The sequence below is a fragment of the Bacillus pretiosus genome (genome assembly GCF_052947655.1).
This window is the reverse complement of sequence record NZ_CM129593.1, coordinates 1,559,733-1,574,763: the sequence shown is the minus strand read 5'-3', so window position 1 is coordinate 1,574,763 and position 15,031 is coordinate 1,559,733. Positions and strand designations below refer to the sequence as shown.

Annotated in this window: 18 protein-coding genes; 9 read left to right on the top strand and 9 right to left on the bottom strand. The window is 33.6% G+C overall.

Annotation, left to right across the window (positions count from 1 at the left end; genetic code table 11):
• The first annotated feature begins 104 nt into the window (after nucleotides 1–104).
• Nucleotides 105–707 (top strand): HD domain-containing protein, encoded by a 603-nt coding sequence (locus tag ACU8YW_RS08245; protein ID WP_064476552.1) that lies wholly within the window; start codon nucleotides 105–107, stop codon nucleotides 705–707.
• 25 nt (nucleotides 708–732) lie between these two features.
• Here the strand turns inward: ACU8YW_RS08245 and hfq are convergent, their stop codons facing one another.
• Nucleotides 733–921, bottom strand: a complete 189-nt coding sequence (gene hfq / locus ACU8YW_RS08240) for an RNA chaperone Hfq (RefSeq protein ID WP_087985600.1) — start codon at nucleotides 919–921, stop codon at nucleotides 733–735.
• Between the two features lie 54 nt (nucleotides 922–975).
• Complete coding sequence (locus ACU8YW_RS08235) at nucleotides 976–1,194, bottom strand: aspartyl-phosphate phosphatase Spo0E family protein (protein WP_002096752.1); 219 nt, start codon at nucleotides 1,192–1,194, stop codon at nucleotides 976–978.
• A gap of 239 nt (nucleotides 1,195–1,433) precedes the next feature.
• On the opposite strand from ACU8YW_RS08235, the gene ACU8YW_RS08230 reads away from it, so the two are divergent.
• From ACU8YW_RS08230 to ACU8YW_RS08205, 6 genes are all read left to right on the top strand, one after another.
• Nucleotides 1,434–1,553 carry a YjcZ family sporulation protein gene (locus ACU8YW_RS08230; protein ID WP_000120183.1) on the top strand — a complete coding sequence of 40 codons (120 nt, stop codon included), beginning with the start codon at nucleotides 1,434–1,436 and terminating at the stop codon, nucleotides 1,551–1,553.
• 165 nt (nucleotides 1,554–1,718) lie between these two features.
• Complete coding sequence (locus ACU8YW_RS08225; RefSeq protein WP_000589719.1) at nucleotides 1,719–2,186, top strand: VOC family protein; 468 nt, start codon at nucleotides 1,719–1,721, stop codon at nucleotides 2,184–2,186.
• Nucleotides 2,187–2,193: 7 nt separating this feature from the next.
• The gene (locus tag ACU8YW_RS08220) at nucleotides 2,194–3,408 is read left to right on the top strand and encodes an MFS transporter (RefSeq protein ID WP_097907351.1); all 1,215 of its coding nucleotides are present in this window, start codon (nucleotides 2,194–2,196) and stop codon (nucleotides 3,406–3,408) included.
• 128 nt (nucleotides 3,409–3,536) lie between these two features.
• Nucleotides 3,537–3,986 carry an ArsR/SmtB family transcription factor gene (locus ACU8YW_RS08215; protein ID WP_000459087.1) on the top strand — a complete coding sequence of 150 codons (450 nt, stop codon included), beginning with the start codon at nucleotides 3,537–3,539 and terminating at the stop codon, nucleotides 3,984–3,986.
• Nucleotides 3,987–4,005: 19 nt separating this feature from the next.
• Nucleotides 4,006–5,226, top strand: a complete 1,221-nt coding sequence (locus ACU8YW_RS08210; RefSeq protein WP_426933796.1) for an MFS transporter — start codon at nucleotides 4,006–4,008, stop codon at nucleotides 5,224–5,226.
• Nucleotides 5,227–5,349: 123 nt separating this feature from the next.
• Entirely contained in the window at nucleotides 5,350–6,075 is a 726-nt protein-coding gene (locus ACU8YW_RS08205) for a sulfite exporter TauE/SafE family protein (RefSeq protein WP_097889721.1), read from the top strand.
• An 87-nt stretch (nucleotides 6,076–6,162) separates the two neighbouring features.
• Here the strand turns inward: ACU8YW_RS08205 and nfsA are convergent, their stop codons facing one another.
• The 3 genes from nfsA to ACU8YW_RS08190 form a co-directional block, all read right to left on the bottom strand.
• Nucleotides 6,163–6,897 carry an oxygen-insensitive NADPH nitroreductase gene (gene nfsA, locus ACU8YW_RS08200; protein WP_088608790.1) on the bottom strand — a complete coding sequence of 245 codons (735 nt, stop codon included), beginning with the start codon at nucleotides 6,895–6,897 and terminating at the stop codon, nucleotides 6,163–6,165.
• Nucleotides 6,898–7,130: 233 nt separating this feature from the next.
• On the bottom strand, nucleotides 7,131–7,448 hold the full coding sequence (locus ACU8YW_RS08195; protein ID WP_098082110.1) for a magnetosome magnetite crystal formation protein family: 318 nt from the start codon (nucleotides 7,446–7,448) through the stop codon (nucleotides 7,131–7,133).
• 149 nt (nucleotides 7,449–7,597) lie between these two features.
• A complete protein-coding gene (locus ACU8YW_RS08190) occupies nucleotides 7,598–8,176 on the bottom strand; it encodes a YdcF family protein (RefSeq protein WP_088062754.1) in 579 nt (192 codons plus the stop codon).
• A gap of 160 nt (nucleotides 8,177–8,336) precedes the next feature.
• On the opposite strand from ACU8YW_RS08190, the gene ACU8YW_RS08185 reads away from it, so the two are divergent.
• Nucleotides 8,337–9,002, top strand: a complete 666-nt coding sequence (locus tag ACU8YW_RS08185; protein WP_000923941.1) for a DUF421 domain-containing protein — start codon at nucleotides 8,337–8,339, stop codon at nucleotides 9,000–9,002.
• Between the two features lie 36 nt (nucleotides 9,003–9,038).
• Here ACU8YW_RS08185 and ACU8YW_RS08180 read toward each other — a convergent pair whose 3' ends face one another.
• The 3 genes from ACU8YW_RS08180 to ACU8YW_RS08170 all read right to left on the bottom strand — a co-directional run bounded on the left by ACU8YW_RS08180 (nucleotide 9,039) and on the right by ACU8YW_RS08170 (nucleotide 13,139).
• Nucleotides 9,039–10,394, bottom strand: coding sequence for an MATE family efflux transporter (locus ACU8YW_RS08180; RefSeq protein WP_088062787.1), 1,356 nt, complete (start codon nucleotides 10,392–10,394; stop codon nucleotides 9,039–9,041).
• A 129-nt stretch (nucleotides 10,395–10,523) separates the two neighbouring features.
• Nucleotides 10,524–11,369 (bottom strand): MerR family transcriptional regulator, encoded by an 846-nt coding sequence (locus ACU8YW_RS08175; protein ID WP_088062753.1) that lies wholly within the window; start codon nucleotides 11,367–11,369, stop codon nucleotides 10,524–10,526.
• A gap of 96 nt (nucleotides 11,370–11,465) precedes the next feature.
• Nucleotides 11,466–13,139 (bottom strand): ribonuclease J, encoded by a 1,674-nt coding sequence (locus ACU8YW_RS08170; protein WP_088062752.1) that lies wholly within the window; start codon nucleotides 13,137–13,139, stop codon nucleotides 11,466–11,468.
• A 332-nt stretch (nucleotides 13,140–13,471) separates the two neighbouring features.
• Between ACU8YW_RS08170 and ACU8YW_RS08165 the strand changes: the two genes are divergently transcribed.
• Complete coding sequence (locus ACU8YW_RS08165; RefSeq protein ID WP_048543422.1) at nucleotides 13,472–14,635, top strand: cation:proton antiporter; 1,164 nt, start codon at nucleotides 13,472–13,474, stop codon at nucleotides 14,633–14,635.
• 70 nt (nucleotides 14,636–14,705) lie between these two features.
• On the opposite strand, the gene ACU8YW_RS08160 is transcribed toward ACU8YW_RS08165, so the two are convergent.
• Nucleotides 14,706–14,984 carry a DUF3986 family protein gene (locus tag ACU8YW_RS08160; protein WP_426933797.1) on the bottom strand — a complete coding sequence of 93 codons (279 nt, stop codon included), beginning with the start codon at nucleotides 14,982–14,984 and terminating at the stop codon, nucleotides 14,706–14,708.
• Between the last annotated feature and the right edge of the window lie 47 nt (nucleotides 14,985–15,031).

Below are 15,031 nucleotides of genomic sequence, written 5' to 3'. Positions count from 1 at the left end.
TAAGTATTATACGCTTATCATCTGTTTATCGCAATATACTCATAAAATTGACACATTTCATTTCCATATTAGAATTATAGTATGGAAATATGAGGAGGATCACGATGGAACATAACATTTTACAAGTCATTGCACTAGCAGAAAAATTAAAATATGAAATGCGACATAGCTGGCTTTCTAACGGACGTCAAGAAAGTGTTGCTGAACATACGTGGCGCATGTCTCTAATGGCCATTTTAGTTGAGCCTTATTTAGATCAAAAAGTAAATATTGAAAAATTACTTAAAATGGTTATTATTCACGACCTAGTCGAAGCTGAAGCTGGTGATATTCCTGCTTTTGATACAATGAATAGTCATGAATTACAATTACAAAAACAAATAAATGAGCAAGAAGCCATTTTAAATATTAAACGAACATTAAAAGGTTCTCTCGGTGAGGAATTATATGATTTATGGATGGAGTTTGAAGCGAAAGAAACGTACGAGGCAAAAGTAGCTAACGCACTTGATAAGCTTGAGGTGAAAATTCAGCATAACGAAGCTGATATTGATACGTGGCTACCCATTGAGCATAAAATGACATTCCAAGTAGCAAAGCATACAAACTTTGATTCTTTCCTATCTAAATTACAAAAAATGATTGAACAAGATGGCGAAAAGAAATTACTAGCTGCTGGCATTGATGTGGAAGCTTGCAAACGATAATGAAAAGACACTCAATATGAGTGTCTTATTTTATTATCGTTGATATAGCCTGCTTGTATATAAGCTGTTGTTTTCCATCAACTAACATTAAAACGGTAAATTTGTCTATCGCAACAACTTCTCCTACTATTCTAACGCCACTCTTTAAAAAAATTGTAACAATACCTTTTTCTTCTTTTATTTGTTTATATAACTCTTCTTGTAAATGTTCCAAATACTTTTCTCTCCTTTTTTACAAAATATCTTAATATAAAAAACTGCAAATTATTTATTTGTGTACTTTATCTTTTACATTCATAAACTTATTAATAAGTATATCTAAATCTCGGCTAAATAACAAAACTTTATCATGATCCAATCCGTGTCTAGCAACAAGTTGGATTAGCTCTTTCTTTTTGTTTTCTATTTTATTGTGTAATTTTCCCATCTCCATCTCTTTACTAAAACTCCCTTTTCCCATAATATTACTTGTAAAATTATAGTACAAATCCTCTCATAAAAAAATATAAAAATGGTTTTTTTTACAATTTTTATATTTTTTTATGAACAAATTGCAAAATATATAATGATTTCTTCACATACCCCTAGCACAATATACAATCAAAATAACCATACAGGCGTTTGTCTAATTACAAAAGAGACTGGCTCCTTTTCCATACAAAAAACATACTGTATATAGTAGTCCATGAATTATATAGATTAACTTACTCAAAAGGAGGAAAACATATGAGCTATGGTGGAAGTTGCTCTGGTTTCGGCGGTGGATTTGCTTTGCTTATCGTACTATTCATCCTTCTAATCATCATCGGATGTAGCTGCTGGGGTGGCGGCGGATACGGATACTAATATATCCTATCCTTAACAAATGAACGAAAAACTATACGAAAACAGCTCATATTCGAGCTGTTTTTTCATACTTTCGTATGAAGTGATATCCCTCTTTTTTGTGATTTCAACTAATAAAAAAACGTTTACTATGAAATAAGAAATGTTTTACTAAGGAGGATTACAATGATTAAAGGTCTTTACGAAGCACACTTACCTGTCAGTAACTTAGAGATATCAATATCTTTTTATGAATCACTTGGACTGAAATTATATAAAAGAGGAGATGATATTGCTTTCTTTTGGATTAAAGAAAACGAAAGTTGGCTCGGTCTTTGGGAAGGCACAGAATACAAAGTTAATTATCATCCCTCTTTACGACACATCGCCTTTCAAGTAAGCTTACATGATTTAGAAAATGCAATACACTGGCTAAACCAAAAAGGAATTTCAGCAAGAAAAGATTTTGGAATGGAACCAATTGAGCCGATTGTTTTTCCAGAATTAGCACATGCCGCCGTATACTTTAATGATCCTGACGGAAATAGTTTAGAATTGATCGCACAATTACCTGTTGGACTTCCTACAGCGGAGAAAGTGTATTTAAGCGAGTGGAAAAAACAAGTTCAAGCATCGTCATTACATAAGGATTAATCTTTTTATGTCAGTTTCTTATTCCGCACTTCTTAAAACAAATAGTAACTTCAAAAAACTATTTTACGGTCAAACATTAAGTGTACTTGGAGATTGGTTTCATACTGTAGCTTTAGTAACATTCGTCTATAGCATAACGGAATCTTCGTTTATGATTGCACTCACTTTTATAAGTAAAGGTTTACCACAGCTACTTCTTAGCCCCTTTATAGGCGGAGTTGTAGATCGTTTTTCTAAAAAGAAGATTCTGGTTTTTACCGATTTTTTACGAGGCATGATCGTCCTCACTTACTTATTTGCATTATATAAAATTGAGATTATTTTCATTTCTAACATATGTTTATCCGTACTTTCTTGTTTATTTGAACCAGCTAAACAAGCAACCTTAAAAAATATCGTACACCAAAATCATTTCGTAACTGCTAACTCTCTTTCTAGTACAATTAATGGTTTTATGTCTATTATGGGGGCTTCTCTAGGCGGGATAATTGTACAATCTTTACATATTGAGTTCGCTTTTTTAGTAAATAGCCTGTCATACTTTATTTCAGCCTATTTTATTTATACTATGAATGTCCCTTCTCATGATACTTGTAACAAGAAAAAAGCATTTTTTACTGATATAAAAGATGGTTACACATACATATTACAAACAAAAATCATTTTAACGTTAATTCTTGTCGGCATTTCATGGGGTATTATTGGAGGCGCTTATCAGCTACTTCTAACAATCTATGCCGAAAAGATGTTCCACACCAACATTGGAATTTTATATACGATTCAAGGGGCTGGGCTTATGATTGGGAGCCTCCTCGTTAACCTTTATATATCTAAAAATGAAGAAAAAATGAAAAAAGTATTCGGTTGGGCCTATTTCCTACAAGGAATTTTCTTTCTCGGATTCATGTTGTCCGATCAACTTATTATCGGTATCATTACATTGCTCTGTATGCGCATAGCAGGAGGAATTATCGTTCCACTTGATACGACATTACTTCAAACTTATACGAATGAAAATATGATGGGTAAAGTTTTTTCATTCCATTATTCCATTTACGGATCACTTATTCAGTTATCCATGTTTTTTACAGGAGCGCTTTTAGAAATTCTTTCTCCGCAAATTATTGGTAGCCTATTAGCTCTATGCTGTATTTTTGTTAGTTTTATATGGCTTTACCTGTTTTATCGCGGGAAACTGAGTGAAGAATCTACTAACACTTAATAGCATGTTTATGTACATGCTATTTTTATTTATGTCGAAATATAAAGGAAAAAGGCGATTTATTTTCCTTACGTTCTAATTTTTTAGAATGTACAATAAATTTAGATCATAAGAAAGGAGATATCATAATGTTTGACGATAGACTTACTATTTCAGCTGAGCAGCAGAAGCTCATTTCTAATGCAACTCGCATTCAAATTCTTCACCTTTTAAAAGACGAGGCACTCACTGCAAAACAAGTAGCTACTAAACTAAATAAATCTGCTGGTAGCGTTCATTATCACGTTCAAATTTTATATGATGGAGGGTTACTTGAATTAGTAGACACGAAAGAAAAACGAGGAATTATTGAAAAATATTACAAGGCAAAATCTGCTCATTTCTATATTGAAGAAAGCGGCACAGAAGGAACGAATACAGGCAGTCATATTGTATCTCATTTATTTTTAACTCCAGAGGAATTACAACAGCTTACTTGGGAAGTTACACAAGTTTTATTACGCTGGGAAAACAAAACCGCTCGTCAATCAAACTCCGAAGAGGAATACGCTATTTCCTGCAGGATTAAAAAACAATGAAAGAAAGGTCCAACTGCTTATGAAAAATAAATTATTATTATTGTCGGGAACAGGAATTTCTCGTTTAGGTGATTTTATGTATCTCATCGCCCTAAACTTAATGGTGTTAAATAGCACAAACTCCCCTGCTGCTGTAGCAGGATTATGGATTGTTGGTCCAATTGCGACCGTTGTTACAAAAATATGGTCTGGTAGCATAGTAGATCGATTAAACAAACGGTCCATTATGCTCATCACAGATATAATTCGGGCAGCTATCATTGGCTGTATTCCACTATTTGATTCTATTTGGGCCATTTATATTTTTATCTTTTTAACTCGCATCGCTACATCATTTTTCGATCCAGCATCATTTTCTTATAGAACAATGCTCATACGAGCTGAAGAACGCGCTCAATTCAACGCTTGGAATAACTTTTGTACAAGCGGGGCTTTTATTATCGGTCCAGCCCTTGCTGGAATACTTCTCACCACGTACTCAGCATCCTTTGTAATTTACTGCAACTCACTTTCCTTTCTACTTTCTACTATTCTCATTTATTTCTTACCAAACATTACACTACAAACAAAGCAAAACGAAGAAGTTGCAAATACTTTCGTACAAACATTACGAAGTGATTGGAAACAAGTTTTTTCATTCGCTCGAACTGAAACTTACATCATTCTCATATTCGTTTTATTTCAAGCCACTATGCTTGTTTCTATGGCGCTCGATTCACAAGAAGTTGTATTCACAAAACAAGTACTGTTTTTATCCGACATGGAATATAGCATGCTTGTTAGTATAACTGGTGCTGCATATATTTTCGGTTCATTTCTTGTTTCTCTCTTTGCTAAACGATTACCGATTCAACATTGTATCGGATTCGGTACGATATTCACAGCAATAGGTTATGTAATATTCGCCTTTTCAAATTCATTTATAGTCGCGGCAGGCGGTTTCATTTTACTTGGCATTTCTTCATCATTTGCTGGTACTGGCTTTATCACATTTTATCAAAATAACATCCCGGTTCATATGATAGGACGTATTGATAGCGTATTTGACTCAATAAAAAATTTCATCCAAATCTTTTTCGTTTTAGCAATTGGGGCATCCGCACAATTTCTTTCCGTTCAAATTACTGTAATCAGTAGCTCGTTACTCATTCTTTTCCTTTCCTGTTTATTAGCAATCCGGGTAATGACGCCTTCACGAGAAAAATATTTTAAGGCTACAGGGTCATCATTGGAATATTAAATGCGAGAAAAAAGCGGCTATTTAGCCGCTTTTTTCCCGTTTTAAAGGACAGTAAGCCCCACTGATTAAAGTTTCACTTTATGTTAAAATATGTATTGGATCTGATTACGTAGGAGGGCTATTTTGGAGATTACATTCATTTTCATATGTATTATATTAGTAGCTTCTATTTTACAAACGAGTACAGGTTTTGGCTTTTCTATTATGGCAACACCTTTCTTACTCATGTTATTTCTACCACAAGAAGCTATACAAATAAATATCATTTTATCATTAATTATTTCCATATCACTCATCTGGAAAATAAGAATGGACATTGATTTTATTCTATTGAAAAGATTAATTTTCGGAAGTATAATTGGTGTTCCTTTTGGTATTATCATTTTCACTTCCATTAACATAAACACATTTAAATTAGCAATTAGCATCCTTCTCTTACTATTAACGTTGATGCTAATATGCAACTTTAAGATTCAATCAACAAAATCTAGAGATTTCATAGTTGGCGGATTATCTGGTCTTTTAACGACAAGTATCGGTATGCCAGGACCTCCACTGTTACTTTATTTTACAGGAACTGATACGAAAAAGGAGAAGTTACGAGCAACTACATTGGCTTTTTATCTATTTATATATTTCATTAGTCTACTAACTCAAATACTCTTCACTGGGACAAACAAAACAATTTGGGAATCCAGTTTATATGCTATTCCAATCGTATTTCTAGGTTTGTATATAGGTCAAATTATTTTCAAATGGCTTAATCAACGGATTTTTAAAATATTTACGTACATCCTTTTGAGTTGTACGGGTATGTATCTTCTTATTGAAAGTTTGCATTTATTATAAGTAAGTTTTTCAAGATAAAACGATTAAAGCTTGCTTCATTTTTCTCCTCCAAAAAAGGCAGACCTGCATGCAGGTCTGCCTTTTTACTCATTTCTTATTAAATCCTTTTTCACTTAAAAACTCTTTCATATGCATTCTTTTTTCTTTAGCCATAAACGAACTCATTGATTCCGTCCATGTTACGTTTTTCTTGTTTGCTGATCTTTCTTTGTAATACGAGCTCATCGTTTCATCGTATTCGTTTAATAATTCATCATATTTCTTTTCATCATACCCATTTTCATGAAGAATTGCTGCTACTGGTAAACGCGGTTTCACTCCATGATTTTCATCTGGTACACCAACTGTCATTCCGAATATAGGATATACTTTATCTGGTAAATGAAGCAATTCACTTACTTCTCTCGGGTTATTACGAATACCACCAATATAACAAATACCGTATCCTAACGATTCTGCTGCTAACGCTACGTTTTGCGCGAACAGTGAAGCATCTACAGTCGCAACGATAAAGTCTTCTACTCCTTCATGCTTAATCTCTGTACCATGCTGTTCACACGCCATTTCAAGTCGTTTTAAATCTGCACAACAAACAAAGAATGCTGCGCAGTCTTTCACGTGACGATTTCCGGATAGCTCTGCTAGTTTAACCTTTAGGTCTTGATCTGTTACATATATAACAGAATACGCCTGTACAAAATGCGAGGAAGCAGCATGCTGCGCAGCTTGCACCATTCTTTCTACTACATCTTTCGGAATTGATTCTTCTTTATATTTACGAACTGAAACGTGTTGCTCCATTTTATGTATGATCTCATTCATGAAAAACACTCCTTTTTTCTCTTCATAATGAAAAATTAACATATCTTTTTCAATATTCACAACTTATAAGCACAAAAAGAGCAATTCTTTTTGAATTGCTCTTTTTTAAAACGTCTATTAGTACGGTAAATGAAATTATATCGACGATTCCTTGCATTATATCAACGATTTTTCAAATATATCGACTTATCAACAAATACCGACAGGTTTACATCAAATTATTTCTTGTCTTATTACGTTGTTTTCAAAACTTTAATACCTTTTACGATATTCCAAATGAAGTAATAAATCCCTACAAGAATGAATACTGCATATGTGGTCATCATTCCAATTCCAGCACCATCAGATTGATTGAAGCTTAAACCATATATGCCGGATACTGCTAATCCACCAAATAAAACCGCATACGGGAAAATATGTGACCAAAATGCTTTTTTCGCGTGGTATTTCACTTCATCCTCCGCAACGAAGTAGACGATAATTGGCAGTAAAAATGGTGCAAAAAAGATACTAAAGTAACATAGTGAAGATAATATATTATTTCCTTTCATCCGATTCACCTCTAAATAGTTTTTGTTATCTTCATTATGTCAGGAATCGATTCTAGAAACTATCGCTTTACCTTTCATGAACATGACATATTTGTAAGATTTTCATCAAAAATAATCCCGACTGGACTTCCAGACGGGATTACTTTTCTCTATATTCGATTCATAAACCAATATTGCGTAATGGCTAAATACTCTCGTATATTCGATGGAATGACAATTCGCTTCGGTGTTTCAGCCGGAAGACCTTCTAATTGTAAACCTTGCTTGGCTGCTATTTTTTTCGCTCTAAACATATGGAAATCGTTTGTTACGATCATTCCTTTTTTCATATTGTCTGGAATTAACGGTTTTGAGAATTTAATATTCTCATCTGTACTCGTTGACTTATCTTCCATTATAATGCGGTCTTCTGCAATTTTTAGTTTCATTAATCCATTTTTCATTGCTAATGCTTCTGAAATATCTTCTCCTTTTCCTTTCCCTCCAGATACTATAGCAATTGTTTTCTCATGTGATTGTAAATACTCAGCTGCTTTATCAATACGATATTGCAATGAGTACGACGGTTTCGTTCCATTTACTTTCGATCCTAATACAATTATATAATCCGCATCGTAGGTTGCATTCATCTGTCCATGCTTATAAATGTTATATTGTAAAAATCCTGCATAAACGGTGCAAATGATTATAATGCCTATCATATACTTAATTATTTTCTTCTTTTTCATATCCATATACTCCTATGTTCTTTGCTTCTTTCATGATAATATCCATTTATTTGTTTGTATACAGACAAATTCCAATTCAGCCTAATTTATCCTCTGGAAAGTAATATTTATATTTCTTTCGGGAACAGTAAGTACAACTTTGCACGAAGGAGTGTCTCTATTGCTTCTCTTTTTATGTAACGTATCGTTCTTTTTCATCTTATTTTTACTATCACTTAAAATGCTCGGTAAATCAGCTTTAGCACAACTAACTCCTCATGATTTTGGTGCTATTATCTTTTTATCTTATTTAGCTTTTCAGGCCATACCTGTCTCTGGTGCTTTGCAAGCTTTTCTCGGTATGGTCGTTATTACATGTTTGCATTTGCTTCTTACAAAATTAAGCTTACTAAACAAACTAAATCGTTTTATTCTCGGACACCCTATCATTTTAATTAAACATGGTGATATTATTTTTGAAAACTTACAAAAAAGTAGATATCCAATCGCTGAACTACTGTCTAACCTTCGCGTCGCAGGATATCCAAGTGTTCACGAAATTGAATATGCTATTTTAGAAGCGAACGGAGCCATTAGCATTTTACCAAAGCGTGAACTTGTACCATTAACTCCAAAAGATTTAAACATAGATGTTACGTATGCTGGATTACCAATTGCCCTTATCGTTGATTCGCAAATTCAATACGATAACTTAAAGTTAATTCATAAAGACGAAAAATGGTTATATAAAGAATTAAAAGAAAAGGGCATCACTAATATTAAAAGCGTTGCTTTCGCGTCTGTTCAAGAAACAGATGGATCTTTTGCGATTAGTTTAAAAGAGTAAAAAAATCCCCTTACTTGCTCAAGGGGATTTTCTTCATTAAATCGCTTCTTTCTCTCCCGCCATATTTAATGGAACAGGATGTTTCATACGATTCATCGTAAATACGATAATCGCTGTCAATACTTCAGCTACTGGCATAACGAGCCAAATTCCATTTATCCCAAATACTTTTGGCATAATCCATAATAATGGAATAATAAATAGTAACCCTCGGCTCATTATAATCAGCACTGATTTTGTCGTTTGTCGCACTGATTGGAAGTACTCTCCATACACAATGTTATATCCTAAAAATACATATTGGATAAAGAACAAGCTAATACCCGTTAATGTTAACTCCAATAACTCTGGAGATTGGACATCAAATAGACCAATAATATATTTCCCGAAGAATAATCCGATAACTATTGCAATACCACCGAGTACTACCGCAATTTTTACAGCGAACTTTAATCCTTCACGCAATCTTTCTGGTAAATTTGCCCCGTAATGGAAACTAGCGATCGGTTGTAACGCTGCTCCAACACCGAAGAATAGTAGTAATGTCATCGCATGAATACTGTTCACCATCGCATAAGAAGCGACTCCTACTTCTCCTGCATATTGAACGAATGCAATATTAAAACCAATCGTAACAATCGCTACTGTACTTTCTGCTGTAAAACTAGGAAAACCTATAATCATAATTTGTTTAACTGTATCCCATTCAAAATGGAATTTCGTCCACTTTAAAATACTACTTTTTCTAAAGAAATGCGTTAATAATACAAGGAAACCAATTGCTGCTGAAAGAATAGTCGCTGAAGCAGCACCTGTTACACCCCATCCAAAGATGAAAATAAAGATATAGTCAAACACTATATTTAATACAGCAGTTACAACTAGACCTGCCATTGCTAAATTAGGATTTCCGTCATTTCGTATAAATGTACTTAAAATATTTTCTAAAACGTATATCATTCCAAATGTTAATAACACGTGTAAATAGTCTAACGTATACGGTAAAATCACTTCGTTTGCACCGAATAAGTATGCTAAATCTTCTATTCTCCATAAGCAAATCGCTGCTAACACACCTACGATAATTACTGCTACCGTCATGGATTGAGTAAAAATAGATCTTGCCCTATCTAATTTATTTTCACCTAGTGCAATGGAATATAACGTTGCCCCGCCCATTCCAATCCATAATGAAATAGAGAAGAAAATTGAAAACGCTGGAATAGCCACGTTTACTCCTGCTAATCCGTTCGCTCCAACTCCCCTACTAATCATAACCGCGTCAATCACAATATTAACTGACATTAACACCATTCCTAGAACGGCTGGTATTAAATAAGAAATAAATAAACTTTTTATCGGTTTTTCTCTTAACTTTTCTGTTGTTTCCATCATATAAATGCTCCTTTTTCAATGCTCTGTTCACAGTTTAAACCTTCAAGTTACTTGAAGGTCAATAGAGAATTAAAAAATAGGTAACTTAATTATCGTGTTTGATGCCAATTTGTAATGATACGAGTCCTACAACTTATTGCTTTGTTTTTTCATTATAGGAATTTGAATTTCTGTTACTTGCTCCTCTGGATTATCTGTTACAGACCAATCAATTAATGCAATCTCAATCGCATCTCCACTTACTTCGTATCCTTCTTGATTAATATATTTCATTAACTTCTTATACGTTTCATCCGTTTCTTCATATGGTCCATGATGATATACACAGGCAAACATGCCTTCTTTAATTTCATCTGAACTATGTATTTGAAAAGGCATGTAATCCAAAAGAATAAAAACACTGCTATATGCTTGAAACTCATTTTGCATTAATCCTTTTTTCGCAACTGTTACACCGATATCTCCAGAAAATAAGCTATCATCCATTTGTTTCATATTTTTTTGCAACGAATGAATATAGTACTCAAACATATCATCCGTCGTATTCGGGGCAACCGCAATTGCTGTAATTTTTCGCTGCGGGATCTCTTTAATTACCATTTGTTCAGCTTTTGCTTTTGTCGCTTCCTTAATTAAATGAATTTTATGTTCCATTTTCGCCAAAGCATACTCAATTTCTCTTTGTTTTTTCAACATCATTTCTTGTTGTTTTTCCAGTAAATTGAGTGCGTATGCCGGATTTCTTTCATCAATATATTTCTTAATTTCCTTTAATGGAATATTTAATTGGCGTAAAAATTTAATCGTATCTAATAGTGAAAATTGATCGATCGTATAATAGCGATAATTTGTTTGCGGGTCCACAATGGACGGATGAAAAATCCCCTTTTCATCATAATAGCGTAAAGTAGATTCCGCTATATTATGCATTTTTGCCATTTCTCCAATTGTAAAACGTTTATTTAATAACATCTTTTATTTCCTTCCATTTCTATTTATTTCATTATATGTTCATTCTGTCTTCAAAACAAAAAAGAATTCCCCTAAGAGAATTCTTTTTATTAAATCTTAAACCTCTATTATTATAGGAAGGATCATCGGTTTTCTTTTCGTGTTAGTATATATAAACTTCCCTAAAGCCTCTCTTACTTCTCTTTTCAAAATACCCCAGCTATTCACATTCTCTTTCTTTAAATTATTAATCGTAATAACAGCTAATTTATTTAATTCCTTCAAAAATTCTTCTGAATCACGAACATAGACGAATCCACGAGAGATAATATCAGGACCGGAAATAATTTCTCCATCCATTTTATTAAAGGTAATAACTATTACGAGCATTCCATCTTCTGAAAGTTGTTTTCGATCACGTAATAAGGCATTTCCAACATCACCAATTCCTAAACCATCTACATATATATTTCCAGCCTGTATTTTTCTAGATTGAATGGCCACTTCATTACTTATATCTACAACATCTCCATTACGAACGATAAAGATATTTTCTTTTTCGACACCAATTGATTCTGCTAACAAGCTATGGTGATGTAGCATTCTAAACTCTCCATGAATTGGGATAAAATATTTAGGTTTCATTAAAGTGAGCATTAATTTCAATTCTTCTTGATACGCATGACCAGATACATGAACTCCAGTAGAACTACCTGATCCATAAATTACTTTTGCTCCTAAAGCAAATAAATTATCTATAATTCTTGAAACGTTACGTTCATTGCCTGGAATCGGAGTCGCCGCTATAATAACCGTATCTTCTGCTAAAACATCAACTTGTCTATAGTTTCCACTCGCTAAACGCGCTAAAGCTGCCATCGGTTCTCCTTGACTTCCTGTACAAAGTATCGCTACCTGCTTTGGATCTAAACGATTTACTTCACTCGCTTCAATTAACATGTCGTCTGGAATATGTAAATACCCTTTCTCTAGAGCAACTTCTACTACATTTACCATACTTCTCCCGAGCAGAGCTAGTTTTCGATTTGTTTTTATGCAAGCTTCAACTATTTGCTGAACACGATTCACATTAGAAGCAAATGTAGAAATAATTACTTTTCTATTTGCTTTCATAAATATTTCCTCTATCCGTTCCCCTACCGATCTCTCTGATGGAGTAAAACCTGGTCGTTCTGCATTTGTACTTTCAGATAGTAAAGCTAGTACACCTTCACTACCTATTTTAGCCATTTTATGAATATCAGGATGTTGGTTATTTACTGGTGTTAAATCAAATTTAAAATCCCCGGTGTGTACTACAGTACCTTCTGGTGTATGAAACACAATACCGAGACAGTCTGGAATACTATGATTCGTTTTAAAGAATGTCGCCTTAATAGAACCGAGATCGATTTCTGATTCTGCGTGAATAACGATTAATTCCGTATCATTTTGAAGATTATGCTCTTTTAATTTAATTTCAATTAAACCTAACGTTAACTTCGTCGCATAGATTGGTACGTTTAGTTGTTTTAAAAAATATGGTATTCCACCAATATGGTCCTCATGTCCATGCGTCACGACTAACCCGCGAATTTTTTCTTTATTTTCTTGTAAGTATGTGATGTCTGGAATTATTAAATCAATTCCTAATAAACTTTCATCTGGAAATTTAGATCCACAATCAATAACGATAATATCATTTTCATATTGAATAGCGTACATATTTTTTCCTATTTCATTTACTCCACCTAAAGCAACGATAGACAAATTGTTTTTTAATGACTTCAAATGATAAGCCCTCCCTTTCACATTTATAATTCTTGAAATCGTATTTAGGCTTTATTATTTGTAATGAAAAAGGGCTTCATACTATTTCATACATATAAAAATTCACACACTATTCTTATATGTATATCCCTAATAACACCTTTTCTCTCCAAAAAAGCTCCCATTTTTTCATTGATTTTTTGTAAAATATATTATATATTAATTACAGGTTCAAATTACGAGTTCAAAAGAACTTGTAATCAGACCCTTTGTTTAATGGGTTTTACATATTTTCATTAGGCAAATTCCGAGAAATCGTATGATAAAAATAAAAATGATGAGGAGAGAATCCGATGGATTTCGAATTTTTCTTTCAAATTGCACTTATTTTATTAAGTACAAAGCTTGCTGGTGACCTTAGTGTTAGACTAGGTCAACCTTCTGTACTCGGTAAATTAATTGTCGGTATCGTTATCGGTCCAGCTATATTAGGTTGGATTGAAAATTCAGAGCTTCTAACACAATTAAGTAATGTCGGTGTTATTCTTTTAATGTTTATGGCAGGACTTGAAACAGACTTAGAGGAATTAAATGCAAATCGTAATTCTTCTTTAGCTGTTGCCCTTGGAGGTATCATTCTACCATTCGTAGGTGGTTACGTTTCTGGTCTTGTTATGGGAATGGAACAAGGAAATGCTGTATTTTTAGGATTACTTCTATGTGCGACAAGTGTTAGTATTTCCGTACAAACACTTCGTGATTTAGGAAAGATGAAAACACGTGAAAGTACAACTATGCTTGGCGCGGCTGTATTTGATGACATTCTTGTTGTTATTTTATTAGCATTTGCAATGAGCTTCTTAGGTACAGACGATGTTAACTTAACAATGGTTATCTTGAAGAAAGTTGTATTCTTCGCTTCTATTATTTTAATCGGATGGAAAGGTGTTCCTGCGATTATGCGCTGGTTATCACCACTACGCGTATCTGAGTCTATCGTGAGCGCGGCTCTTATCATCTGTTTCTCATTCGCATATTTCGGCGAACTATTAGGAATTGCTGGTATTATCGGTGCTTTCGCCGCTGGTATCGCTATTTCTCAAACGAACTACAAACATGAAGTAGAAAAGAAAGTAGAACCAATCGCTTACGCTATGTTCGTTCCAGTATTCTTCGTTAGTATCGGTATGAATATTACATTTGACGGTATTGGCAATCAAATTTGGTTCATCCTAGCATTAACAGTAATCGCTGTATTAACGAAACTAATTGGTTGTGGATTTGGTGCACGAATGACTGGATTTGACGCTAAGTCTTCTGCAATTATCGGTGCTGGAATGGTTTCTCGTGGTGAAGTTGCACTTATCATCGCAGGAACAGGACTTTCTTCAGGTCTACTAGCACAAGATTACTTTACAGCTATCGTTATTGTCGTTATTTTAACTACAATGATTACACCACCAATGTTAAAATACACTTTTGGTGCAAAAGATAAAGCAATGAAAGCAAGTAAATAGTAAATAAGCTTTCTACAATAAAAAGAGATTACTATCTTATAAGATAGTAATCTCCTTTTTCATTTTATCTCTAAACAATTCCATTCTTTTTTAACCAGTTTTCAAACATAGTTCGTGCTTCTTCATCATCCATATCATTACTAAATGAATACACCATAATGCCGTAATCATCTATATATTCACCTAGCTTCATTTTCTCCACTTTCTTATAAAAATTGTCTACCTCATAGTGCGGAATATAAGCGTCCCAAACTGGTTCATTTATTCTTTTGTACGCCGTCACTTCTAAATCGTATCCATCTTCATAATACCCGATGTGATAATGTTGACTAGGGTCATATTTCTTCATAAAAGTTCCCTCCCTTTGAAAATTTATCATATTTCACATAATAAACA